The organism is Devosia sp. SL43 (assembly GCF_021729885.1).
Classification (GTDB): Bacteria; Pseudomonadota; Alphaproteobacteria; order Rhizobiales; family Devosiaceae; genus Devosia.
Genome location: NZ_CP063401.1, coordinates 2594905 through 2616477, shown reverse-complemented (window position 1 = coordinate 2616477; position 21573 = coordinate 2594905). Strand labels below are relative to the sequence as shown.

General features: G+C 63.9%; 24 protein-coding genes. 8 read left to right on the top strand and 16 right to left on the bottom strand.

Annotation, left to right across the window (positions count from 1 at the left end):
* Positions 1 to 110 precede the first annotated feature (110 nt).
* From rplS to rimM, 3 genes are all read right to left on the bottom strand, one after another.
* A complete protein-coding gene (rplS, locus tag IM737_RS12840) occupies positions 111 to 671 on the bottom strand; it encodes a 50S ribosomal protein L19 (RefSeq protein ID WP_236894329.1) in 561 nt (186 codons plus the stop codon).
* 312 nt (positions 672 to 983) lie between these two features.
* Positions 984 to 1667 carry a tRNA (guanosine(37)-N1)-methyltransferase TrmD gene (gene trmD, locus IM737_RS12835; protein ID WP_236894328.1) on the bottom strand — a complete coding sequence of 228 codons (684 nt, stop codon included), beginning with the start codon at positions 1665 to 1667 and terminating at the stop codon, positions 984 to 986.
* Positions 1664 to 2200, bottom strand: coding sequence for a ribosome maturation factor RimM (rimM, locus tag IM737_RS12830; protein WP_236894327.1), 537 nt, complete (start codon positions 2198 to 2200; stop codon positions 1664 to 1666). The genes trmD and rimM overlap by 4 nt, the downstream gene beginning before the upstream one ends.
* A 127-nt stretch (positions 2201 to 2327) precedes the next feature.
* Between rimM and IM737_RS12825 the strand changes: the two genes are divergently transcribed.
* The gene (locus tag IM737_RS12825) at positions 2328 to 2627 is read left to right on the top strand and encodes a hypothetical protein (RefSeq protein ID WP_236894326.1); all 300 of its coding nucleotides are present in this window, start codon (positions 2328 to 2330) and stop codon (positions 2625 to 2627) included.
* Between the two features lie 4 nt (positions 2628 to 2631).
* On the opposite strand, the gene IM737_RS12820 is transcribed toward IM737_RS12825, so the two are convergent.
* The 7 genes from IM737_RS12820 to htpX form a co-directional block, all read right to left on the bottom strand.
* Positions 2632 to 3060, bottom strand: a complete 429-nt coding sequence (locus IM737_RS12820) for a metallopeptidase family protein (protein WP_236894325.1) — start codon at positions 3058 to 3060, stop codon at positions 2632 to 2634.
* Positions 3051 to 4457, bottom strand: coding sequence for a 3-isopropylmalate dehydratase large subunit (gene leuC / locus IM737_RS12815; protein ID WP_236894324.1), 1407 nt, complete (start codon positions 4455 to 4457; stop codon positions 3051 to 3053). The genes IM737_RS12820 and leuC overlap by 10 nt, the downstream gene beginning before the upstream one ends.
* An 81-nt stretch (positions 4458 to 4538) precedes the next feature.
* Complete coding sequence (locus tag IM737_RS12810; RefSeq protein WP_236894323.1) at positions 4539 to 5894, bottom strand: lipopolysaccharide biosynthesis protein; 1356 nt, start codon at positions 5892 to 5894, stop codon at positions 4539 to 4541.
* A gap of 228 nt (positions 5895 to 6122) precedes the next feature.
* Positions 6123 to 7709, bottom strand: a complete 1587-nt coding sequence (gene purH, locus IM737_RS12805) for a bifunctional phosphoribosylaminoimidazolecarboxamide formyltransferase/IMP cyclohydrolase (protein ID WP_236894322.1) — start codon at positions 7707 to 7709, stop codon at positions 6123 to 6125.
* A 234-nt stretch (positions 7710 to 7943) separates the two neighbouring features.
* The gene (locus tag IM737_RS12800) at positions 7944 to 9542 is read right to left on the bottom strand and encodes a heparinase II/III family protein (protein ID WP_236894321.1); all 1599 of its coding nucleotides are present in this window, start codon (positions 9540 to 9542) and stop codon (positions 7944 to 7946) included.
* A 109-nt stretch (positions 9543 to 9651) separates the two neighbouring features.
* Complete coding sequence (locus IM737_RS12795) at positions 9652 to 10953, bottom strand: RsmB/NOP family class I SAM-dependent RNA methyltransferase (protein ID WP_236894320.1); 1302 nt, start codon at positions 10951 to 10953, stop codon at positions 9652 to 9654.
* 9 nt (positions 10954 to 10962) lie between these two features.
* Positions 10963 to 11946 (bottom strand): zinc metalloprotease HtpX, encoded by a 984-nt coding sequence (gene htpX / locus IM737_RS12790; protein WP_236894319.1) that lies wholly within the window; start codon positions 11944 to 11946, stop codon positions 10963 to 10965.
* Between the two features lie 153 nt (positions 11947 to 12099).
* On the opposite strand from htpX, the gene IM737_RS12785 reads away from it, so the two are divergent.
* Positions 12100 to 12303: a DUF1674 domain-containing protein gene (locus IM737_RS12785; protein ID WP_236894318.1), complete on the top strand. Its 204-nt coding sequence runs from the start codon at positions 12100 to 12102 to the stop codon at positions 12301 to 12303.
* A gap of 142 nt (positions 12304 to 12445) precedes the next feature.
* On the opposite strand, the gene IM737_RS12780 is transcribed toward IM737_RS12785, so the two are convergent.
* Genes IM737_RS12780 through ccmA form a run of 5 tightly spaced genes read right to left on the bottom strand, consistent with a single transcriptional unit; the run spans position 12446 to position 15184 of the window.
* Positions 12446 to 12976 (bottom strand): DsbE family thiol:disulfide interchange protein, encoded by a 531-nt coding sequence (locus IM737_RS12780; protein ID WP_236894317.1) that lies wholly within the window; start codon positions 12974 to 12976, stop codon positions 12446 to 12448.
* A complete protein-coding gene (ccmD, locus tag IM737_RS12775) occupies positions 12976 to 13128 on the bottom strand; it encodes a heme exporter protein CcmD (protein ID WP_236894316.1) in 153 nt (50 codons plus the stop codon). The genes IM737_RS12780 and ccmD overlap by 1 nt, the downstream gene beginning before the upstream one ends.
* Positions 13125 to 13889 (bottom strand): heme ABC transporter permease, encoded by a 765-nt coding sequence (locus tag IM737_RS12770; protein ID WP_236894315.1) that lies wholly within the window; start codon positions 13887 to 13889, stop codon positions 13125 to 13127. The genes ccmD and IM737_RS12770 overlap by 4 nt, the downstream gene beginning before the upstream one ends.
* Before the next feature lie 12 nt (positions 13890 to 13901).
* A complete protein-coding gene (gene ccmB, locus IM737_RS12765; RefSeq protein ID WP_236894314.1) occupies positions 13902 to 14555 on the bottom strand; it encodes a heme exporter protein CcmB in 654 nt (217 codons plus the stop codon).
* Positions 14552 to 15184: a heme ABC exporter ATP-binding protein CcmA gene (gene ccmA, locus IM737_RS12760; protein ID WP_236894313.1), complete on the bottom strand. Its 633-nt coding sequence runs from the start codon at positions 15182 to 15184 to the stop codon at positions 14552 to 14554. The genes ccmB and ccmA overlap by 4 nt, the downstream gene beginning before the upstream one ends.
* 167 nt (positions 15185 to 15351) lie before the next feature.
* Between ccmA and acnA the strand changes: the two genes are divergently transcribed.
* From acnA to IM737_RS12730, 6 genes are all read left to right on the top strand, one after another.
* Positions 15352 to 18024: an aconitate hydratase AcnA gene (gene acnA / locus IM737_RS12755; protein WP_236894312.1), complete on the top strand. Its 2673-nt coding sequence runs from the start codon at positions 15352 to 15354 to the stop codon at positions 18022 to 18024.
* A gap of 88 nt (positions 18025 to 18112) precedes the next feature.
* Positions 18113 to 18661 (top strand): GNAT family N-acetyltransferase, encoded by a 549-nt coding sequence (locus tag IM737_RS12750; protein ID WP_236894311.1) that lies wholly within the window; start codon positions 18113 to 18115, stop codon positions 18659 to 18661.
* Positions 18662 to 18736: 75 nt separating this feature from the next.
* Positions 18737 to 19474, top strand: a complete 738-nt coding sequence (locus tag IM737_RS12745; protein ID WP_236894310.1) for a DUF1223 domain-containing protein — start codon at positions 18737 to 18739, stop codon at positions 19472 to 19474.
* Between the two features lie 334 nt (positions 19475 to 19808).
* Positions 19809 to 20153 carry a DUF2794 domain-containing protein gene (locus IM737_RS12740; protein WP_236899916.1) on the top strand — a complete coding sequence of 115 codons (345 nt, stop codon included), beginning with the start codon at positions 19809 to 19811 and terminating at the stop codon, positions 20151 to 20153.
* Between the two features lie 17 nt (positions 20154 to 20170).
* Positions 20171 to 20638: a DUF1176 domain-containing protein gene (locus IM737_RS12735; RefSeq protein WP_236894309.1), complete on the top strand. Its 468-nt coding sequence runs from the start codon at positions 20171 to 20173 to the stop codon at positions 20636 to 20638.
* Entirely contained in the window at positions 20617 to 21096 is a 480-nt protein-coding gene (locus IM737_RS12730) for a GNAT family N-acetyltransferase (protein WP_236894308.1), read from the top strand. The genes IM737_RS12735 and IM737_RS12730 overlap by 22 nt, the downstream gene beginning before the upstream one ends.
* A 9-nt stretch (positions 21097 to 21105) precedes the next feature.
* On the opposite strand, the gene IM737_RS12725 is transcribed toward IM737_RS12730, so the two are convergent.
* Positions 21106 to 21573, bottom strand: a complete 468-nt coding sequence (locus IM737_RS12725; protein WP_236894307.1) for an AAA family ATPase — start codon at positions 21571 to 21573, stop codon at positions 21106 to 21108.

The following is a 21573-nucleotide window of genomic DNA, read 5'->3' as shown; positions in this document are numbered from 1 at the left end:
CGCGATATGCGGCGTTCCATCGAATGGAATGTGCGCTGTTTCACGTAAATCGGCGCAACAAAAAACCCGGCCTTGCGACCGGGTTTCTTAATTCAGCGGTGCGCCAGGGCTTACTCAGCCTTGGGTGCTTCTTCGCTTGCAGCAGCGGCGGCAGCCAGCTCAGCCGCCTTTGCGGCAGCTGCGGCTTCAGCATCCTTGGCGGCCTGTTCGGCGGCAAAGGCCTCGGCAGCGGCGATCTTCTCGGCTTCGCGGGCTTCGCGAGCAGCCTGGGCGGCAGTGCGCTCGCCGGCTTCGATCTTCTTGGTGCGCGAGTTGGTCGATTCGAAAATACGGGCCGATTTACCGCGACGATCGCGCAGGTAGTACAGCTTGGCGCGACGGACCTTGCCGCGCTTGAGGACTTCGATGGACGCCACGTTCGGGGAGTAGAGCGGGAACACGCGTTCCACGCCTTCGCCGTAGGAAATCTTGCGGACGGTGAAGGAAGAGGTGATGCCACCGCCGGTGACGGCGATCACGACGCCCTCATAGGCCTGCAGGCGTTCCTTGTCGCCTTCGCGGATCTTGACCCACACCTTGATGGTATCGCCATGGGTGAATTCGGGAAGTTCGCGCTTGGCGGCGAGAGCAGCAACCTGCTCGGCCTCGATCTGTTCGATGATATTGGTCATGTCGATTCCGTTCTGAATCTTTTCAAAGGAGCGTTGGCGGGCCTCTCGGCTCGTTTCGCCCGGTCTTGGTTGGTAACGGAGGTTTGTCGTCTTTTTATTGGTGCGAGACGGGTCCGATTAGCCCGGCCACGCGAGTAGTGGCGCGGCTATAGGGGAAAACGGGCCGGGAGTCTAGGGTTTATGCCACGCCCTCGTGGTTCGAGGCTCGCGAAGGGCTCGCACCTCACCATGAGGACTGTTCGTGTATCGAGGTCCAAGTAGCCTCATGGAGAGGTGGGAGCGTAGCGACCCTCGAACCACGAGGCGTGGCAGCTACTTCCCCAGCAAATCCGGCCGCCTTGCCGCCGTCAGTGTCTGGCTCTGTTCAGTCCGCCACTTGGCGATCTTGCCGTGGTCACCCGAAGTCAGTACCGCTGGAATATCGACGCCCTCAAAGGTCTGCGGGCGGGTATATTGCGGGTATTCGAGCAGGCCGTTCTCGAAGCTCTCATCGGCATGACTTTCGGCCTTGCCCAGCACGCCTGGGATGAGCCGCACCACCGCCTCCAGCAGCACCATGGCGGCGACTTCGCCGCCGGCCAGCACATAGTCGCCGATGGAAATCTCTTCAAGCTGGCGCGCGTCTATGACGCGCTGGTCGATGCCTTCGAAGCGGCCGCAGACGATTACGGCACCTGGGCCTTCGGCCAGTTCATGGGCCCGTTGTTGTGTCAGCGGCCTGCCCCGCGGTGACATCAGGATACGCGGGCGCGGATCACCAACGGGCGAGATAGCGTCGATGGCCTTGGCCAGAATGTCGGGCTTGAGCACCATGCCGGCGCCGCCGCCCGAGGGCGTATCATCGACGGTCCGATGGCGGTCGCTGGCGAAGTCGCGCAGCTGCGTCGCCTCAAGCGACCACAGGCCATCGGCCATGCCGCGGCCCAGCACGGATGCACCCAGCGGGCCGGGGAACAGTTCGGGAAAGAGGGTTATGATATCAGCGGAAAAGCTCAATTGGGCTCTTCGTCCCCTTCTTCCACATCGAGCGGCACGACGATGGTCAGGAAGCCGTCGGCGATATGCACATGCGGCACGACGGCCTTGGTGAACGGATAGAGATAGGTATCGCCGCTTTGCGGATCGCGTATCTCGATCAGGTCGCCGGCGCCGAAATTGGGAATCGCCGAGACCGTGCCAAGAACAACGCCGGATTCCAGCCGCGCCTCCAGCCCGAGCAGGTCGGCGTGGTAGAAATCATCCTCGTCGTCGGTTTCGGGCAGCTTGCTGCGATCGAGATAGAGGTTGGTGCCGTTGAGCTTTTCGGCGGCGGTGCGATCGGTCACGCCCTTGATGTGAGCAACGACCACATTCTTCTGAACGCGCATCTTGGATAGCGTGATGGTCACGCCGGGTGTGTCGGTATCGAGCGGACCATAGCGGCCGATCGCCAGCGGATCCTGGGTGTGGGTGGCGATGCGCACCTCGCCCTTGATGCCATGGGCGGCCCCGATCTGGCCGAGCAGGATGCGGTTGGTCTTGGCGGTCATCTCTAATTGTCCTGGCGGCTCCGGCGCTGGTCCGGTGCTCTTAGCAGGCCCGGCGCGGCTTGGGAATTGGAGCGGAACCAACCATGAGCTGTGCTATTGATGAGACAACAGAAGCAGGGAGCCGATAATGGCCAAAATACTCATCGACCGCGAAGACATCCGCCAGTGGGCCATCGCGCGCGCCGGCAGTCCCATGCTGATGGATACACCCGAGGGCACCGGCAGCCGCACGCTTTTGCAGCTCACATTCGGCCAGGAGGCGCTCAATAGTGACGGCAATCAGGGTCCTGATCGGGTCGGCGGGTTCCAGCTGGTCAGTTGGACGGAGTGGTTTGAGGCCCTCGAAGCCAACAAGCTTGCCTTGCGCGTGTCGGACGATCCGTCCGGCGGCAGCGAGGCGGAGTTCGAGTTTGTGCCACGCGACTAGGTCTTCACTCCCGGTCGGCCGCGGCCTCGATGGCTTCCATGTCCTCATCGCTGAAGCCGAAATGGTGGCCCAGTTCGTGGATCAGAACGTGGGTGACAACTTCGCCCAACGTGTTGTCGTCATTCTCGGCCCAGTAGTCGAGAATGGCGCGACGGTAGAGGAAGACGGTGTTGGGCAATTGCCCGGTCTGTGGCACGGCGCCGTCTTCGGTGAGGCCGGTGCCGACGAACAGGCCCATCAACTCGAACGGGCTCTCCATGCCGAAGCCCTCGAGCACATCATCCTCGGCGAATTCGGCCACCGAGCAGGTGACGTCGGCCGCGAGGCCTTTGAACGGCTCGGGCAGCTCTTTCAGCGCCTGGCTGGCCAGGGCCTCGATATCGTCGAGGGTGGGCGCGAACCGCGCCCCCCAGTCAGCAACGCTTACTGCCACTCGCGGATATCGACGAAGTGGCCGGCAATCGCGGCGGCGGCGGCCATGGCGGGCGACACGAGATGGGTGCGGCCCTTGAAGCCCTGGCGGCCCTCGAAATTGCGGTTCGAGGTCGAGGCGCAGCGTTCCTGCGGCTTGAGCTTGTCGGGGTTCATGGCCAGGCACATCGAGCAGCCCGGCTCACGCCATTCAAAGCCGGCATTGAGGAATACCGTGTGCAGGCCCTCGGCCTCGGCCTGGTCCTTGACCAGACCCGAGCCGGGCACGACCATGGCATCAACGCCGGCAGCGACCTTGCGGTCACCGATGACGGCAGCGGCGGCACGCAGATCTTCGATGCGGCCATTGGTGCAGGAGCCGATGAAGACGCGCTCTACCGTGATGTCGGTAATCGGGGTACCGGGCTTGAGGCCCATATAGTCGAGTGCCCGCCACTTGGAGGCGCGCTTGTTCTCGTCCTGGATGTCATCAGGATTGGGCACGACGCCGGTGACCGAGATAACGTCCTCGGGCGAGGAGCCCCAGCTGACGATCGGCGGTAGCTTGGCGGCGTCGAGGATGACAACCTTGTCGTAGACGGCGCCTTCGTCGGTATAAAGGGTCTTCCAGTAATCGAGCGCCATGTCCCAGGCCTTGCCTGTCGGCGCACGGTTGCGGCCCTTGACGTAGTCGAAGGTGGTCTGGTCGGGGGCGATCAGGCCGGCGCGGGCGCCGCCTTCGATGGTCATGTTGCAGACCGTCATGCGGCCTTCCATCGAGAGCGCCTGGATGGCTTCACCGGCAAATTCGATAACGTGGCCATTGCCGCCGGCAGTGCCGATCTCGCCGATGATGGCGAGGATGATGTCCTTGGCGGTGACATGGGGCGGCAGCTTCCCATCCACACGCACCAGCATGTTTTTGGCCTTCTGCTGGATCAGCGTCTGCGTGGCCAGAACGTGTTCGACTTCCGAGGTGCCGATGCCGTGGGCCAGCGCGCCGAAAGCGCCGTGGGTCGAGGTGTGGCTGTCGCCGCAGACGATGGTCATGCCGGGCAGGGTGAAACCCTGTTCGGGGCCGACGATGTGGACGATGCCCTGGCGCTTGTCGAAGGGGTCAAAGTATTCGATGCCGAAATCGCGCGTGTTCTCAGCCAGCGTCTCGATTTGGATGGCGCTTTCCGGGTCCGGATTGGGCAGCGAGCGGTCGGTGGTGGGGACGTTGTGGTCGACCACGGCCAGCGTGCGCTCGGGATGACGCACCTTGCGGTTGTTCATGCGCAGGCCTTCGAAGGCCTGCGGGCTCGTCACTTCATGCACGAGATGCCGGTCGATATAGAGCAGCGAGGTTCCGTCCTCGTTGTTCTGCACCAGATGGTCGTCCCAGATCTTGTCGTAAAGCGTGCGAGCCTTGGTCATAGCGGTATTCCGGCTGGAGTTTGGGGTGGTTCTAAGCCGTGACTCGCCGGGGGTCAAGCGTAACCGTACTCATGGGTACGGTTACGCCGCTGTGCGATCCTTGATCGTGCGGATGGCGATGACGCCGAGCAGGCTGGTGTCGAGGCCGATGCGCAGGCGGCACCACAGTGCGATGGCGAGCTGGGCGACGATGCGGGCGCCCATATTGGCGGCCGCGGCGCCGACGATGCCATAGGTGGGGATCACGAGGATCTGAACGAGGAATCCGACGGCCATGATGGAGCCGAAGATGATGACATAGGCGCGCTCGTGGCCGGTCATCATCATGACGATCTTGGAGGGGCCGGTGGCCGCGTCGAACAGCAGGCCGAGCGATAGCAGGACCAGGACCAGCGTGCCCTCTTCGTAGGCGGGACCGAACAGGCTCAGGATCCAGTCGCCCCAGCCAACGAAGGCGACGAAAACCACCAGCGAGAAGACGAAGCCGGCGCCGGCGCCGAGCGCGGTGATGGCCTGGGCCTTGCGCATGTCGCCGGCATGGAAGTGCTGCGCGACCATGGGGGCGATTACTAGCTCGATGGCGAAGGTGAACAGCGTCATCAGGCCGGCGGTGCGGAAGGCGTTGAAGTAGATGCCGGAGCTCTCGAGGTTGAGCATGAGGCCGACCAGGATGACGTCGGCATTAAGCGCGGCGGTTTCGATCACAGCGCCGAGCAAGAGCCAGGTGCCGATCTTGCCGCGTTCGCGCCAATAGGTGCGGGTGACGCCGCGCTTGGGCGCGAGGATATAGCCGCGCTTGATGGCGCTCCAGAACTGCAAGGCCAGCATGCCGGACAGGAGCGACGCCGAGAGCACAAGGGCGTCGGGTCCGCTGAACACATAGCCCAGCGCAAAGCAACCGATGACCAGGGCTGGAAAGGCGATCCGCCACATGATGTCGCGTGGAACCAGGGCGGTCCACAAAGAGCCCTGAGCGCGCAGGGCAGCCGAGTTGTATTCGGCCAGGGCCATAGGCAGGATCAGGAACGCAGCGCCGTAGAAATGGTTGGCGGTGCCCTGAAGTGGAACGACCAGCAGAACGAGCCAGGTCGACGCGCAGAGGGCCAGGGCAATGACGATGCTGGCTGATATGGTGAGCATCGAGCCCGCCTGTACGGCATCGACAGCCTTGTCCTTGCGACCGGCGACGGTTTCCTCGGACCAGAGTCGCAGGATGGCCGTCGGCTGCCCCATGCCGGCGGCGATGGCCAGCAGCGTTGCCAGGGCCAGGCCGAAGGCAAAATGGCCATATTCGTCGGCCGTCTGGGTACGCGAGAGAACCACGTAGGTCAGATAGGTGAGGCCGGCGGTGGCGACCTTGATGCCGAGCGAACCCACCGAGCGCCAGAGCCCGGCATGGAGCACAGCGCTGAGGTCGGAGGGTATCGGTAACCGCATCTAGAGAGGCCTCTGGGCCGCGACTGGCACCGCCGCGACCTTGGCAATCTGCCATGCCAACCTTAGGAAGCTCTTACCTTCCGCGGGTGGCGCAAATTACGGATCGGTAATGAAGGGATGGCGTCGACCCGCCCCAGGGCCGGCCTATACCGGGTGAGGTGCTTTGGCAAAGCCCCCTCACCCGTCGACTGCGCCGCAGACCTCTCCCCAGGGAGAGGTCAAAAGGGCCTAGTGCCGGAAGTGCCGCATCCCGGTCATCACCATGGCGATGCCAGCCGCGTCGGCAGCAGCAATCACCTCGTCGTCGCGCATCGAGCCACCGGGCTGAATCACGGCCGTCGCACCGGCCGCAACCAGGGCCTCTAGACCGTCAGCGAAGGGGAAGAAGGCATCGGAGGCGACAACCGACCCCTGGCTTAGCGATCCCTCGATGCCCGCCGCCTTGGCCGCGTCGATGGCCTTGCGATGACCGGTGAGAGCAGAGTCGACGCGCGACATCTGTCCCGCGCCAATGCCTGCTGTGGCGCCGTCCTTGACATAGACGATAGCGTTGGACTTGACGTGCTTGGCCACCTTGGCGGCCAGGCGCAGATCGGCCATTTCAGCTGCTGTGGGTTGCCTTGATGTCACGACCTTGAGGTCGCAGTCATCGACATTGCGGTTGTCGCGCGATTGGACCAGAAGGCCACCGGCAACGGACTTGACCACCAAGCCATCGGCCTTGGCATCGGCCAGGCCGCCTGTCAGTAGCAGGCGCAGGTTCTTCTTGGCGGCGATGATGTCCTGGGCTTCCTGTGTGGCCGACGGCGCCACGATCACCTCGGTGAAGACCTTGACGATCTCGGTGGCGGTGGCGGCGTCGATCTCTCTGTTCGTGGCGACGATGCCGCCAAAGGCCGAGACCGGGTCGGTGCGCAGGGCATTGTGGTAGGCGGTCACTAGGTCGCTGGCCACGGCGACGCCGCAGGGATTGGCGTGCTTGATGATGGCGACGGCAGCGACTTCGGCCGGATCGAATTCGGAGACCAGCTCGAAGGCGGCGTCGGTGTCGTTGATGTTGTTGTAGCTCAGCGTCTTGCCCTGCACCTGGGTGGCGGTGGCGACGCCGGGGCGGTTCTCACCATTGGCGTAAAATCCAGCCCATTGATGCGGGTTTTCGCCATAGCGCATGACTTCGCGCAGGCTGCCGGCAAAGCTGCGATAGGGGATTTCGGGGTAGTCGAGGGTCTTGGCGAACCAAGTTGAGATGGCGCTGTCATAGGCAGCGGTGCGGGCAAAGGCCTTGGCCGCCAGCTTCTGGCGCATTTCATAGGGCACGCCGCCGGTCTCGGTGATGGCAGCCAGGATGGCGGGGTAGTCAGCAGGATCGACGGCGACGGTCACATAGGCGTGGTTCTTGGCAGCCGAGCGGGTCATGGCGGGGCCGCCGATGTCGATATTCTCGATGACCTCGTCATAGCTGGCGCCCGAGGCGATGGTCCTTTCGAAGGGATAGAGGTTGGAAGCCAGCAGGTCGATGCCGCCGATATCATGGGTCTCCATGGCGGCGGTATGCTCGGCATTGTCGCGGACCGACAGAAGTCCGCCATGCACCTTGGGGTGCAGGGTCTTGACGCGGCCGTCCATCATTTCGGGGAAGCCGGTGAGGTCGGCGATTTCCCGGACAGGCAGGCCCGCATCCTTGATCAGCTTGTGTGTGCCGCCGGTCGAGACCAGTTCCACGCCGGCAGCGCTGAGGCCCCGCGCAAATTCGACCATGCCTGACTTGTCGAATACCGAAAGCAGCGCCCGCCCGACCTTGACCGTCTTGCCCATGAGGAAGTTTCGCCTTGTGATGTGATTGGCGCGCTCGCTAGCACGAAGCGGGGGTGGTGCCAATCGCTGGCGCGAACTTTGGCTGCGGTGCCCCGCCCCTCATCCGCCCTTCGGGCACCTTCTCCCGCAAGGGGAGAAGGCGACAACTCGGAATTCTCAGTCAGCTCCCCTTCTCCCCTTTGCGGGAGAAGGTGGCGCGCAGCGCCGGATGAGGGGGTTGCCGGGGAGCTGGAGTCAGCGCTGCTCGAGCGTGAAGATCCACGCCACTTCGGCATCGGCGGCGACGTCGGCCTCGAGCACCAGCTGGCGCGTCTTCTGCAGCCCGACATAGGCCGATTGGCGCACGCTCTCGTCTTCGCGGAACTCTGCCCCTTCCCAGAGAAAGCTCCACACCGCGCCATTGGGCAGAACCAGCCGCACGATGCCCTCGCCGCGATTGCGCCGCACCATGACGCCGGGCGCCAGGTGGAAGCGCACGGCCAAGAGGCCCGATGGAGTGCCCCGGGCAATCATGCGGTCCTGCCCGACCAGTGTCGTTCCTTCGGACAGGAGCGTAATCCGGCGCTCGATATCGACGCCAAAGCGCCGCGCATAGCCGGATGTGGTCAGGGTCAGCAGCTGATCGGCGGCATCGAGGGTCATGACCGGCGGCGGCTGGGCGCCGGCGTCTTCGGCATCGATGGTCGGGCCGGAATGGGCGACGCCCTGGCGGAACAGCGCCTTGCTGCCCAGCAAGTCTGATGGAGCCGGGCCGACGCTGCCCAGGACCAGTTCGCTGCCATGGGAGAATTCGAAGGCCAGCGCGCCGGCATGGGCATCGGTGTCGAAGCCCGATGGCGGCGCGACGCCGGAATCGGCGATGACCACGGTCTCGCCATCGCGCAGGATGCCGTAGCCGCCCAGCATGGTGGAGCGGCGGCGGCGGCCGGGACTGTTGGACTGGATGGCGATCAGCACGTCGTGAGGCAGGTGGCCGCAGCCATTGAAATAGACCGGCTCGCCGCTCGACAGGGTCAGCGCGTCGAGGCTTTCATGCATGCGATCGATCTGCGCGCCAAGTTCATTTGCGGCCTCGGACTTGCCGGCCGCGGCAATCCGGCGAATGCTCAGCAGATCGACCAGCAGCTGCAATTGCAGCTTGGGATTGCGTGATAGGTGCAGGCCATCGGCATTGATCTGGGTGGCGAGGATGGCGTTGAGCCGTTCCACTTTACCCGGCACGTCGGTCTTGTCGCCTTGCTCGCAATGCTCGGCCCCCAATAGGGCAATGGCGGCAAACAGCTCATCGGTCGGGTCGCTGGCAAGGCGTCCGCGCAGCTTGAGGCTCTGGATCTGGGCGCCCAGCACGCGCTGGATGGTCTTGCCCTGCTCGGGTGTGGCGCCGTCGAGCAGCAGCGGCAGGTGCCGCAGCCAGTTGAGCACGCGCTGCGCGGTCAGCGCCGGAGCCCACGTGTCGCGCTGGAACTGGCCTTCGCGGCCGATCCAGTCGAGCACCAGGGTGCGGGCGAAGCGGCGCTCGCCATTATCCCTGATATCGCGGAAGTGCCGCAGCCAGGAAAAACCGTGCAGGTTGAGCCACCAGTCGAGGTGATCGACATCGAGCGAAAAGGGCGAAGCGCCTGATGTTTCGACCAGCTTGCTGGCCAGAAGGTACCGCCCGGCCATCATGTCGCGCACGGCGTCACGGTCGGCGGGGCGGAATTCGGGCAGGTCGCCGGCAAAGGCGTCGTCGGCCAGCCCGCGCCAGGTCCAGCGCAGAATGGGCAAGGTGACCAGCGTATCGGCAAAGCCATAGGCGAAGCGGCGCGTGGCGTAGCGCAGGCGGGCCAGCATCAGGCCGCCTCCGTCCGCCGCGCGGCCCAACCAGCCAGCGTCGCTGTGTGTCTGCCCGTCAAACGACCCAGTTCCTTGTTCGGCGCCTCCCCAGACGCCTGTGATATCTCTAGCGGCGGCGGAAGCGCGCCACGAAGAATCCGTCCATTCCTCCGTCCCGTCCACCCGGCGCCATGCCCGGATGGGTCCGGACCAGTCCCCTGGCGGAAACCGCCTCAGGAAGTCCGGGGAGTTCCTCTGCTGTCACCGGCCAGAGCTCCAGTCCCGGCAGCGATTGCAGCGCCCAGTCGACCTGTTCCTCGCCCTCGGCCGGTTCGAGCGAACACACGCAATAGAGGAGGACTCCGCCCGCATCAAGGCAGCGGAAGGCGTTGGTGAGCAGCGCCCGCTGCAACCGGACGCGGCCGGCAACGTCGCCGACCGAGCGATGCCAGATCACTTCGGGGTGGCGGCGGAAGGTGCCGGTGGCCGAGCAGGGCGCATCGAGCAGCACGCCCTGATAGGGCGAATTGGGCGCGAAAGTACCGGCATCGCCGACGATGATTTCGGCTTTGTAGTCGAGGCGGGCCAGGTTTTCCTTGAGCCGCTCCATTCGCTTTGCATCGCTGTCGAGCGCCGTCACCAGGTGACCCGCCTTGACCAACTGGGCAGTCTTGCCACCCGGCGCGGCGCAGAGGTCGAGGACGCGGGCGCCAGCCGACAGCCCGAGCAGCCGTGCCGGAATGGCCGAGGCGGCGTCCTGCACCCACCAGCGGCCTTCGCTGTAACCGGGCAGGGCTTCGACGGGCCGGTCGCGCTGTTCGATGCGGACCGTATCGGCCATGACAGGCTCGGCGCCGAGCTGGTCAATGAGGTCCGGATCACTGTCCTTGAGGGTGAGGTCAAGCGCGGCGCCAGCGAGCAGGGCGCCGGAAAAGCCGTCAATGGCGTCTTCGCCATAGGCTTCGAGCCAGGTATCGCCAAAGGTATCCGGGATCAGCAGATCATCGTCGAGCATGCCGAACTTGGCCGAATTGGCCTGGGCATTGCGCAGGACGGCGTTCATCAGGCCACTGAGATGGCGGGCCTTGGGATCGCGCTTGGTGGCTTCGACGGCGAGGAACAGCGCGCTGTGGGCGCCGAGATCAGGCAGGAAAACCAGCTGAGCCAGCGACAGGCGCAGCACGGCTTCGAACGTGCCCGATTTGCCAGGCATGCCCTTGTCGAGCAAGGCGTGGATGATGAAATTCAGCTGGCCCTGGCGCCGCAGTGCGGTGGTGATCAGCCGGTTGGCCAAAGCGCGGTCGCGCCCGTCGGCCAGGTCCGTCGCGGTCAGCGGCGAAAAGTTGTCGCCGGCCAGGACGTCTTTGAGTCGCTGGGCCGCGACGAGGCGGAGCTTGAGCCCCGCCGGATCAGGTTTGTTATGCGCCACGCTTCTGTTCTATCCCCAGGGACCGCGTTGTCCACCGTCCTCGTCGGTCCGTCCGACGGTCGGCACGCGCCAGCCGCCGCCGATGTCGCGACCGGTCGAAACCGGCGCAGGGCGAGGCTGAGGCCTGCGGCCCTTATCGTCCACCTGCATCTCGGCTGCAAGCTTGCGCAGCTGGTTGATGCGATTGCCGGTATCGGGGTGGGTGGAAAACAGGTTGTCCATCCGCTGCCCGGAGAGGGGATTGATGATGTACATATGGGCCATGGCCGGGTTGCGCTCGGCCGCGACATTGACCTGACGGCCGGCTAAGCCTGCAATCTTCTGCAGGGCGGAGGCCAGCGCCAGCGGGTCGCCCGAGATCTCGGCGCCATCCTTGTCGGCCTCGTATTCACGGGTGCGGCTGACTGCCATCTGCACCAGCATGGCGGCGACGGGGGCGAGGAACACCATCAGGAGGGCACCAACGCCGCCCAGCGGATTGTCCCGGTTGTTGCCGCCACCGAAGAACAGGCCGAACTGCGCCAAAGCCGAGATAGCGCCGGCAAAGGTGGCGGTGATGGTCATGGTCAGCGTGTCACGCGAGCGGATATGGGCCAGCTCGTGGGCGACCACGGCCGCAACCTCGCGGGTTTCGAGATGCTTGAGCAGGCCGGCCGAGACCGCGACCGCGGCATTCTGCGGATTGCGGCCGGTGGCGAAGGCGTTGGGCTGGTCGGACTGGATCAGATAGACCTTGGGCGTCGGAATGCCGGCCTTGCGCGACAGGATATCGACCATGTCGTACAGTTCGGGCACGCGGGAGCGCTCGACTGGCACGGCATTCTGCATGCGCAGCACCAGCTTGTCGGAGTTCCAGTAGCCGAAGAGATTGGTCACCAGCGCAAAGACGAAGGCAATCGCCATGCCACTGGTGCCGCCGATGAAATAGCCAACGACCATGAACAGCGCGGTCAGCGCTGCCAGCAGGATCGTGGTTCGAAACGCATTGAACATCAGGAGCCCTTGGGTTCGTGTTCTCTAGAGCCGCTTGGAAGCACCGCCACTTGTTTCGCCGCAGCGCGTTTCCAAGCGGGCTCTGACCAATTATGTTGGGTACACTGAGGTTCCATGCAAGCGGCATGACCAAATCGTAATCCGGAATGACCGATGAGCGACGAAGAGACTGTTGAAGAGGCCCCGCGACCACCGCTCAGTGACGCGGCGAAGCGGGCGCTGGCCGAGGCCAAGGCGCGGCGGGCGGAGATCGATGCCAAGGGCGCGTTTGCGCCCAAAGAGCAGGGCGGTCGCGGTGGGCTGGAGCCCGGGCGTTATGGGGATTGGGAGATCAAGGGGCTGACCAGCGACTTTTGAGGCTCGTATTCCGCCTCACACGCGATGTCATCCCGGCGGAGGCCGGGATCCATGCGGTGAACGCCCCTGGCGCTGGGTGCGTCGGTGGACCACGGACATGGATTCCGGCCTTCGCCGGAATGACACCGAGGATGAATGTGGTTCAGCGCGCCGCCTCGATCGCCGGCAGCAGCTCCATCTCGATCGTCTCCGGCGTCAATGGACCCACATGCTTGAAGGTGATCACGCCGTCTGCGTCGACCACGAAGGTTTCCGGCACGCCATAGACGCCCCAGTCGATGGAGACGCGGCGGTCGCGGTCGGCGCCGACGGCGTCGTAGGGATTGCCCAGTTCGGCAAGGAAGGCGCGGGCGTTCTCGGGGGCGTCGGCTTGGTTGATGCCGAAGAGCCTGATGTCGTTGACGTCCTTGAGCGCCATCAGCAGCGGATGCTCGTCGCGGCAGGGAATGCACCAGCTGGCGAAGACGTTGACGACGGTCACGCCGCCCTTGAGGGAAGCTGTGTCGAAGCCGGGCACGCCGAGATCGGGAACAGCGTCCATGGCGAAAGCTGGGGCCGGCTTGTCGATCAGCACGGATCGCACGAGGTTGGGATCGCGATCGATCGACAGCGCGAAGACGACGACAAGGCCGACGAGCAGGAGCAATGGCAGGCCGAAGAGGACGTAGCGCATCAGCGGGTGGGCCTGTTGGCTTCGAGGTCGGCCAGTTTCCGAGCCGTCCCGCGGGCATCGAGCATGGTCCAGCCGACGAGGCCGACAACGCCGATGGCGACGCCGATATAGGCCCAGACGATGAAGACGGCGTGCGGTCCGAGATCGATCATGCGCGCACCGCCTGCGCGGCCTTGCGCTGCAGCGTCATGACGCGGCGGCGCTTGACCTCGGTATGCATGGCCTTGAGGTGCAGCACCAGGAACAGGAAGGTGAAGGCAAAGAACATCAGGAACAGCGGCATCAGGATGGAGCCCGGCATGCGTGGACCGTCTGGGCGAAAGACGGATGCCGGCTGGTGCAAGGTGCTCCACCAGTCGACCGAGAACTTGATGATCGGGATATTGATCGCGCCGACCAGCGTGAAGACGGCGATGACGCGGGCGGCGCGGAGCTGGTCGTCGAAGGCGCGCCACAGGGCGATGATGCCGAGATAGATGAACAGCAGGACCAGCGTCGAAGTCATGCGGCCATCCCATTCCCAAAAGGTGCCCCAGGTGGGGCGGCCCCAGAGGGCGCCGGTGAACAGGGCCAATGCGGTAAAGAGGGCGCCGAGTGGGGCAGCCGCCTTCATCGAGACATCGGCCATGGGATGGCGCCAGACCAGAGTGCCCAGCGCGGAGACAGCCATCACGCCATAGACAAACTGGCTCAACCAGGCATTGGGCACATGCACGTACATGATGCGCAAGGTGCTGCCGACATTGGGTGTTTCGGTCGGCGAGTTGAAGAAAGCGAACCACAGACCCAGCGCGAAGAGTACGGCCGTGAGGATGGTCAGCGGCCACAGCAGGGGCGTCGTCCAGGCGACGAACTGCCCCGGATTGGCGATCCGGTTCCACCAGCTTTGCTTGGGCGCGCTATCGATGCTCATGGGCTTAGGGCTCTAGTCCTCGGCCGATGATATCGCAAGGGCGGCGGCGAAGGGAGCCAGTGCTACAGCCATGAGGCTCAATGCCGCAAGAAACAGCAGGGCGGCGGAGGATTGCGGCGAGGTGATGCTGCCGACGCCGAAGATCAGCACGGGTACCGAAAGCGGCGCGATGAGGATGGGGGCGATGAGGCCACCGCGCCGGATGGCCACGGTAACCGCGGCGCCGATGGCGCCGAAGGCGGCCAGCGCCGGGGTGCCCAGCAGCAGCGACAGCAGGGTGCGCCAGAAGGTGTCGAGCTCCATGGCGAGCAGTACGGCAAGCACAGGCGACGCGACGATGAGCGGCACAGCCGAGACCAGCCAGTGGGCGATCAATTTTGCGGCAACCACGGCGCTGAGAGGCAAGTCGGCCTGGCGGAGCAGGATGAGCGAGCCGTCTTCATGATCGGGCCGGAACAGCCGGTCGAGCCCGAGCAGCATGGCGAGAAAGGCCGATATCCAGATGATGCCGGGGGCGATGGTGGCCAGCAGGGTCCGGTCCGGACCCACGGCGAAGGGGACGATGGCGCCAACGATGACGAAGAACAGCACCAGCGTCAGGATATCGCCGCCGCCGCGCAGCGAGAGGCGCAGTTCGCGCTGGATGATTGCCGCAAAGCCGCTCATGGCACGCCACCCAACGCCAGGGTTTCCATGCGAGCCGGATCGGGCAGGGTGATCGGATCGTGCGTGGCGGCGATGGCGAGGCCACCCCTATCGAGATGCTGATCGATCAGCCGTGTGACGAGCGCATGCCCCTCGATATCGAGGGCAGCGGTGGGCTCGTCGAGCAGCCAGAGCGGGCGCTGGCTGACCAGAAGCCGCGCCAGCGCCAGTCGCCGCGACTGACCGGCCGAAAGGTAGCCAGCGTCGAGCCCGTCAAGACCGCCCAGGCCCACTTCGACGATGGCATCGGCGGCGGGCATGCCGGTCGGGCCGTTGACCTCGGCCCAGAACTGGAGATTTTCGGCGACGCTGAGGCGGGGCTTGATAGCATTGCGGTGGCCACAATAGTGCAACTGCGGCAGCTCGGGATCGGCGCCATTGAGGGCAAAGGACCCCGCCAGTGGCGCGACGATGCCGGCCAGCGTCAGCAGCAGCGTGGTCTTGCCGGTGCCGTTGGGTCCGCGCAGCAGCAGGCAGTGGCTGTTGGTGACAGAAAAATCGAGCCCCTCGGCCAGGACCATGCCGCCGCGACCACAGGCAAGTCCCTGCGCGCGCGCCACAATCGGGGGATGGACTTGCCTTGGCGTCATGACCCCATCTCGTATTGAACCAAAGGCAACGCTGGCAAGCCCAATCGCGTTTCTCTATATGTCCTTGTAGTTTGGAGTCATTCCAGCAAAGGCAGCGCTGTTGAGCGGTTTCGGGCCTTTTGCCCCAAGCCGGCGCGCCTGCCGCAGCGACAGAACAGGCGGAAACCATGACCTCGGTAAACAGCTTCAAGTCGAAATCGACCCTCACGGTCGGCGGCAAGACCTACACTTACTATTCCATCGCCGAAGCCGAAAGGAACGGCCTCAAGGGTGTTTCGGCACTGCCGCATTCCATGAAGGTGGTGCTGGAAAACCTGCTGCGCTTCGAAGACGACCGCACGGTCAAGAAGGCGGATATCCAGGCTATTGCCGACTGGCTGGTGACGCGGACGTCCGAATACGAAATCCAGTATCGCCCGGCGCGCGTGCTGATGCAGGATTTTACCGGCGTGCCCGCCGTGGTCGATCTGGCGGCGATGCGCGATGCCACGGCCAAGCTCGGCGCCGATCCGCAGAAGATCAATCCTCTTGTGCCGGTGGACCTGGTCATCGATCACTCGGTGATGGTCGACAGCTTTGGCGCGGCCTCCTCGTTCCACGATAATGTGGAGCTCGAATATGAGCGCAATGGCGAGCGCTACGAGTTCCTGCGCTGGGGCCAGTCGGCTTTCGACAATTTCCGCGTCGTGCCCCCCGGCACTGGTATCTGCCACCAGGTGAACCTCGAATACCTGGCGCAGACCGTGTGGACCAGGGAAGAGGACGGGGAAACTGTTGCCTATCCGGATACGCTGGTCGGCACCGACTCGCATACGACGATGGTCAATGGCCTCGCCGTGCTGGGCTGGGGCGTTGGTGGTATCGAGGCCGAGGCGGCCATGCTGGGCCAGCCGGTCACCATGCTGATCCCCGAAGTGGTCGGCTTCAAGATGACGGGCCGCATCAACGAAGGCATTACCGCCACCGACCTGGTGCTGACCGTCACCGAAATGCTGCGCAAGAAGGGCGTGGTGGGCAAGTTCGTCGAATTCTACGGGCCGGGTCTCGATTACCTGAGCCTCGAAGATCAGGCGACGATCGCCAATATGGCGCCCGAATATGGCGCGACCTGCGGCTACTTCCCTGTCGATGCCGACACGCTGAAATACCTGACTACATCTGGCCGCGATCCGGAGCGCGTGGCGCTAGTGGAGGCCTATTCGCGCGCCCAGGGCATGTTCCGCGAAACCAATTCGCCGGATCCGGTGTTCACCGCGACGCTCGAACTCGATCTCACCACCGTGGTGCCGTCGATCTCGGGGCCCAAGCGGCCACAGGATCGCATCGTGCTGGCTGATGCCAAGGCCAAGTTCACTGAGCTTTTGCCCAAGGAATTCGGCAAGACCGACGATCCGGCGATCCAGGTCGATGGCCAGGACTATACGCTGACCCATGGCGACGTGGTGGTGGCCGCAATCACCTCCTGCACCAATACGTCAAACCCTTCCGTGCTGGTGGCGGCGGGCCTGCTGGCTCGCAAGGCGCGGGCGCTCGGCCTCGTCAGCAAGCCGTGGGTCAAGACGTCGCTGGCGCCCGGTAGCCAGGTCGTCACCGACTATCTCGATAGCGCGGGCCTGTCGGAAGATCTCGATGCGCTGGGCTTCAACCTGGTCGGTTATGGCTGCACCACCTGCATCGGCAATTCCGGTCCGCTGCCGGCTGAAATCTCCAAGGCTGTTCAGGCTGGCGATCTGGTCGCGACGTCGGTTCTGTCGGGCAACCGCAATTTCGAAGGCCGCATCAATCCGGACGTCAAGGCGAACTTCCTCGCCTCGCCGCCGCTGGTGGTGGCTTACGCGCTGGCCGGTTCGGTCAGGATCGACATCACCACCGAGCCCCTGGGTGTCGGCAGCAATGGGCAGCCGGTCTATCTCAGGGATATCTGGCCGACCAACCACGAGATCGCAGAGATCGTGCGCAAGCACGTGACCAAGGAAATGTTCCAGGGCCGCTATTCCGATGTATTCAAGGGCGACACGCATTGGCAGAACATCGCCATCGAAGGTGGCGAGACCTATGGCTGGAATGCCAGCTCGACCTATGTGCAGAACCCGCCCTATTTCGAAGGCATGTCGATGGAGCCCAAGCCGGTGACCAATGTCGCTGGGGCCAAGGTGCTGGCACTGTTCCTCGATTCCATTACGACGGACCATATTTCGCCAGCCGGCTCGTTCAAGGCGAGCACACCGGCCGGCAAGTATCTCGAGGAGCGTCAGGTCGCGCCGCGCGACTTCAACTCTTACGGCGCCCGTCGTGGCAACCACGAGGTGATGATGCGCGGCACCTTCGCCAATATCCGCATCAAGAACCAGATGCTCCCAGGTGTAGAGGGTGGCTATACCAAGGGACCCGACGGTTCGCAGATGGCGATCTACGATGCTGCAATGGCCTATCAGGCAGCCGGCACGCCGCTGGTGATCTTCGCCGGCAAGGAATATGGCACCGGCTCGTCGCGTGACTGGGCCGCCAAGGGCACCAACCTGCTCGGCGTGCGCGCCGTCATTGCCCAGAGCTTCGAGCGCATCCACCGGTCGAACCTGGTCGGCATGGGTGTGATCCCGCTGCAGTTTGCCGATGGCGAGAGCTGGCAGACGCTAGGGCTCGACGGGTCGGAAACCATCGATATCGAAGGCGTCACCGAAATCGCGCCGCGCGCCAAGGTCACGGTCAAGATCACCCGGGCCGATGGCTCCGTGGTCAGCATCGAAACGCTGTGCCGCATCGATACGGCCAACGAGCTCGACTACTACAAGCATGGCGGCATTCTGCACTTTGTGCTGCGCAGTCTCGTCGCGGCGTAGGGGCATCGAATTGAGTTGCAATGGCGGCCTTCGGGCCGCCACTTTTTTGTTTGGGGCGCCTGACTACATGACCCTGTGAGTGAATGACATGGCAGACATCTGGACCGGCGAAACCATCCTCACCACCGACCGCCTGATCCTGCGCATGTTCCGCCGCGATGACGTGCCGCTCTACCAGAGGATTTGTGCCGATCCCGAGGTGATGAAGTTTCTTGGTGGGGTGTGGAGTGCCGAACGGACGGAAGCCACGATGGGCCGTGCCAATGCCGGTGCCCGCGGCGGCGAGGGTATGGTGGCGGTTGAGCGCCGGAGCGATGGCGTCTTCCTGGGTGCCGCTGGTCTCGGCGTGGAACAGCAGTGGTATCCCGATGACCTGCAGGTCGGTTGGCGACTGATTCCCGCCTATTGGGGCCAGGGCTATGCCACCGAGGCGGGCCGCGCCTGGATGGATTATGGCTTCGAGGTCCTCGGTCGAGACCGCATCGTCGCGATGGCCGATACGCCCAATCACCGCAGCATCGCGGTCATGCAGCGGCTTGGCATGAGTTGCCTTCACGAGGCGAGGCTTCGGGATGGTGACGATGAGTTCGATGCGACGCTCTACGCCATCACGGTCGAGCGCTGGCGGAGACTCTGAAGCTTCGCGAGATTCTCCGCCTCTCACCCTCTTTTGACTGGCGGGGCTCTGTCGCCCCGGCTTACAACCGTGCCCATGACGCTTAGACCCCTCTTTGGCACCGTCCTTGGCATCGTCACGCTCGTTGCCCTGGTCCATCCGGCCAGCGCCGAAAACATGCGCGCACGGCCCAAGGCTGTGGTGGAACTGTTCACCAGCCAGGGCTGTGCCTCCTGCCCGCCGGCCGATGCGCTACTGACCAGTCTTGCCGAGGAAGGCGATGTGATCGCCCTGGCCTATCACGTCGACTATTGGGATTATGTGGGCTGGGAAGATACATTCGGCGACGCCGATTTTTCCGATCGCCAGCGCGCCTATAACGAGAGCTGGGGTACGTCGCGTATCTATACGCCGCAGATGGTGGTCAATGGCGCCAAGGGTGTCGTGGGATCGCGTCGCGGCGAGGTGCATGCGGCGCTCGATGGGGCCAGCCTGCCGCTGGCCGTCGATATTTCGCGCTATGGCGACATGCTCAAGATCGCCATCCCGCCCAATACCTCGCTCGACGATGCGGTGGTGTGGATGGTGACCTATCTCGATCGGGCCGATGTGACGATCGACAAGGGCGACAATGCCGGCAAGTCGATGGTCTATACCCAGGTGGTGACCAACCGGCAGGTGCTGGGCATGTGGGAGGGCGCTACCGGCGCAAATCTCAAGCTGCCCATTCCCGAAGTGCTATCAGACAACAGCACCGGCATCGCCGTGATCGTGCAGCAGGAACGCAACGGCATGCCCGGCCCGATTCTGGGCGCTGCTTCGTTCGAGCCCTGATCAAACGCAGCGCACAAAGAAAAGTCCCGTCCTTTGGGGCAAGGACGGGACAGTACTGACTGGTCAACTAAAAATAAGGGCGGCTGGCACCGGGACTTCAAGGTTTGGGGGCTCGGTCAGCCCTGGCGCCAGCCACTGGAGGCAATGACCACACCCTGATGCGTCAATCTGGCGCGTTCAGGGACAAATTGTGACCGGAATGGGGAATTTTACTTGGGCATCGGCTTGGTCTTGCATCCGCGGGCGAATGCCGCAATCATGACAATGCGTTGACACGGAGACTATCGGAACGGTGCAGGGTCGCACGCCTGATAACAAGACCATTTCCCTCTCGCTGGTGCATGCCAGCGAGCCGGTAACAAATTTTCCATCCAAGATCCCGGCCATTGTGGCGTTCGACCGCAAGGAACTGGCGCTGATCCTCAATGTCTATGGCCGCAAGGTGGGCCAGGGGGAGTGGCGTGACTATGCGATGGACTTCCTGCGCGACCGTGCCGTGTTCTCGATCTATGCGCGTGTCTCGGAACGCCCGCTATTCATCATCGAGAAGACGCCGCGCCTGCGCAATCGGCAGGGGCAATACGCGGTGACCAACCAGCAGGGCCGTATCCTCAAGCGCGGGCATGAGCTCGGCCTCGTGCTGCGGGTGCTTGATCCACAACTGGCGGTGGTTGGATGATCAGGTTGGCGATAAGCGTGCTAGCTGGCCTCACGCTGGCGGTGCCCGCCCTGGCTGCGCCTTGGGGTACTGACTACAACATGGGCACATTTGCCGCCGGCGGTGGTAGCGAGCAAGAGGGTTGGCTCAGCCTGGAATGCGGCGATCCACAAGGTGGGCTCAGCAATTTCGGCGAACTTTACCTGCTGTTCACGCCTGCGGCGGGGGCCAGCTTCAACAAGAAGCAGCCGCTGACCTACCTGACATTCACGATCGGGGCAGAGACCTTCGATTTGCCCATCGAGCTCGAGCCCGGCAGCAGCGATACCTTTGCCTATATGCGCGAGGCGGAGGGCTCGATTCTGACACAGGGCCTGGTGTCGGCCATGCGCAATGGTGAGAGCGTGCAGATCAGCCTGGACGGTCAGCAACTCGGCGATATCAGCCTCGAGGGTTCGGACGAGGCGCTCGAGGCCATCGACGAATGCATCCGCTTCCGCAGCTGACAATCCGGCTGGCTGAGCACGACGATTGCGTCGTGATGAACGAGATACGCGCGGACTCCATCATCGAGCTATGCAGGCCGGACCACGGCGACGACCCGGCGACGGTGTTGCGCTGGGTCAACAACCAGTCTGTCGAGACCTTTCGGCAACTCCTGGTGCGTCCGGATGTGACCTTGATAGTGGCGGAATGCGAGAGCGTGGTGGTTGCCGTCGGTGGCATCAACGGCGACAAGGTCACGTTGAATTATGTGCATCCGGATCATCGCTTCCGTGGCATAAGCAAAGCGCTCATGGTCGCTCTGGAGGCCGCGATGGTTGCGGGCGGTGTTGTGCGCGGCAGGCTCGACAGCACCGCGACGGCACGGGACTTCTATCGTGGCATCGGCTGGATCGACGAGGATGGCGGCACGCCGGAAGCGGGCTACCCGATGAGCAAGACGCTCCAGGGCAGCGGATGAATCGAGCTTCTAGCCGAACCGCCCTGCAAGCTCTTCTGCGTCTGGTGCCTCGAACAACTTCGCCCAATCCCGCAGGATTGCGACAGGGATGGCGAAGTGGCTTCCGACCAGCTGGTTCCGGTCGGAAATGCGATGTTCAAGCTCTTCGAGCGGGACGGCCACGAAGTCGACTTTGCACATGGCACCAAGCGAGGCCGCCCTGGCCGCAAACTGCCGCCGCTCCTCACGGGTCCAAAGTCCGAAATCCAAGACGACATCGCCGCCTCGGGAGAGCGTGTAGGCGGCAATCTCCCACATGATGGCTTCGATCTCTTCATGCCGGCGATCATGGTCCGGGTGATGCATGTCGTCGTCGAACAGTCGCGTCTGCCATTCGTCGGGGGTCAGCCGCAGGGCTTTGGTCGTTTCGGCTAGTGCCTTGGCACGCGTGGTCTTACCCGATCCTGGCAAACCGACCATCAGGGTCAGGACAGCCAC

What these genes read in the sequence shown, in the direction of transcription:
- rplS (WP_236894329.1), bottom strand. Translation starts at nt 671, where the DNA reads ATGACCAATATCATCGAACAGATCGAGGCCGAGCAGGTTGCTGCTCTC.
- rimM (WP_236894327.1), bottom strand. Translation starts at nt 2,200, where the DNA reads ATGACCGCCAAGACCAACCGCATCCTGCTCGGCCAGATCGGGGCCGCC.
- IM737_RS12825 (WP_236894326.1), top strand. Translation starts at nt 2,328, where the DNA reads ATGGCCAAAATACTCATCGACCGCGAAGACATCCGCCAGTGGGCCATC.
- leuC (WP_236894324.1), bottom strand. Translation starts at nt 4,457, where the DNA reads ATGACCAAGGCTCGCACGCTTTACGACAAGATCTGGGACGACCATCTG.
- IM737_RS12810 (WP_236894323.1), bottom strand. Translation starts at nt 5,894, where the DNA reads ATGCGGTTACCGATACCCTCCGACCTCAGCGCTGTGCTCCATGCCGGG.
- purH (WP_236894322.1), bottom strand. Translation starts at nt 7,709, where the DNA reads ATGGGCAAGACGGTCAAGGTCGGGCGGGCGCTGCTTTCGGTATTCGAC.
- IM737_RS12800 (WP_236894321.1), bottom strand. Translation starts at nt 9,542, where the DNA reads ATGCTGGCCCGCCTGCGCTACGCCACGCGCCGCTTCGCCTATGGCTTT.
- htpX (WP_236894319.1), bottom strand. Translation starts at nt 11,946, where the DNA reads ATGTTCAATGCGTTTCGAACCACGATCCTGCTGGCAGCGCTGACCGCG.
- IM737_RS12785 (WP_236894318.1), top strand. Translation starts at nt 12,100, where the DNA reads ATGAGCGACGAAGAGACTGTTGAAGAGGCCCCGCGACCACCGCTCAGT.
- IM737_RS12780 (WP_236894317.1), bottom strand. Translation starts at nt 12,976, where the DNA reads ATGCGCTACGTCCTCTTCGGCCTGCCATTGCTCCTGCTCGTCGGCCTT.
- ccmD (WP_236894316.1), bottom strand. Translation starts at nt 13,128, where the DNA reads ATGATCGATCTCGGACCGCACGCCGTCTTCATCGTCTGGGCCTATATC.
- IM737_RS12770 (WP_236894315.1), bottom strand. Translation starts at nt 13,889, where the DNA reads ATGAGCATCGATAGCGCGCCCAAGCAAAGCTGGTGGAACCGGATCGCC.
- ccmB (WP_236894314.1), bottom strand. Translation starts at nt 14,555, where the DNA reads ATGAGCGGCTTTGCGGCAATCATCCAGCGCGAACTGCGCCTCTCGCTG.
- ccmA (WP_236894313.1), bottom strand. Translation starts at nt 15,184, where the DNA reads ATGACGCCAAGGCAAGTCCATCCCCCGATTGTGGCGCGCGCGCAGGGA.
- acnA (WP_236894312.1), top strand. Translation starts at nt 15,352, where the DNA reads ATGACCTCGGTAAACAGCTTCAAGTCGAAATCGACCCTCACGGTCGGC.
- IM737_RS12750 (WP_236894311.1), top strand. Translation starts at nt 18,113, where the DNA reads ATGGCAGACATCTGGACCGGCGAAACCATCCTCACCACCGACCGCCTG.
- IM737_RS12745 (WP_236894310.1), top strand. Translation starts at nt 18,737, where the DNA reads ATGACGCTTAGACCCCTCTTTGGCACCGTCCTTGGCATCGTCACGCTC.
- IM737_RS12730 (WP_236894308.1), top strand. Translation starts at nt 20,617, where the DNA reads ATGCATCCGCTTCCGCAGCTGACAATCCGGCTGGCTGAGCACGACGAT.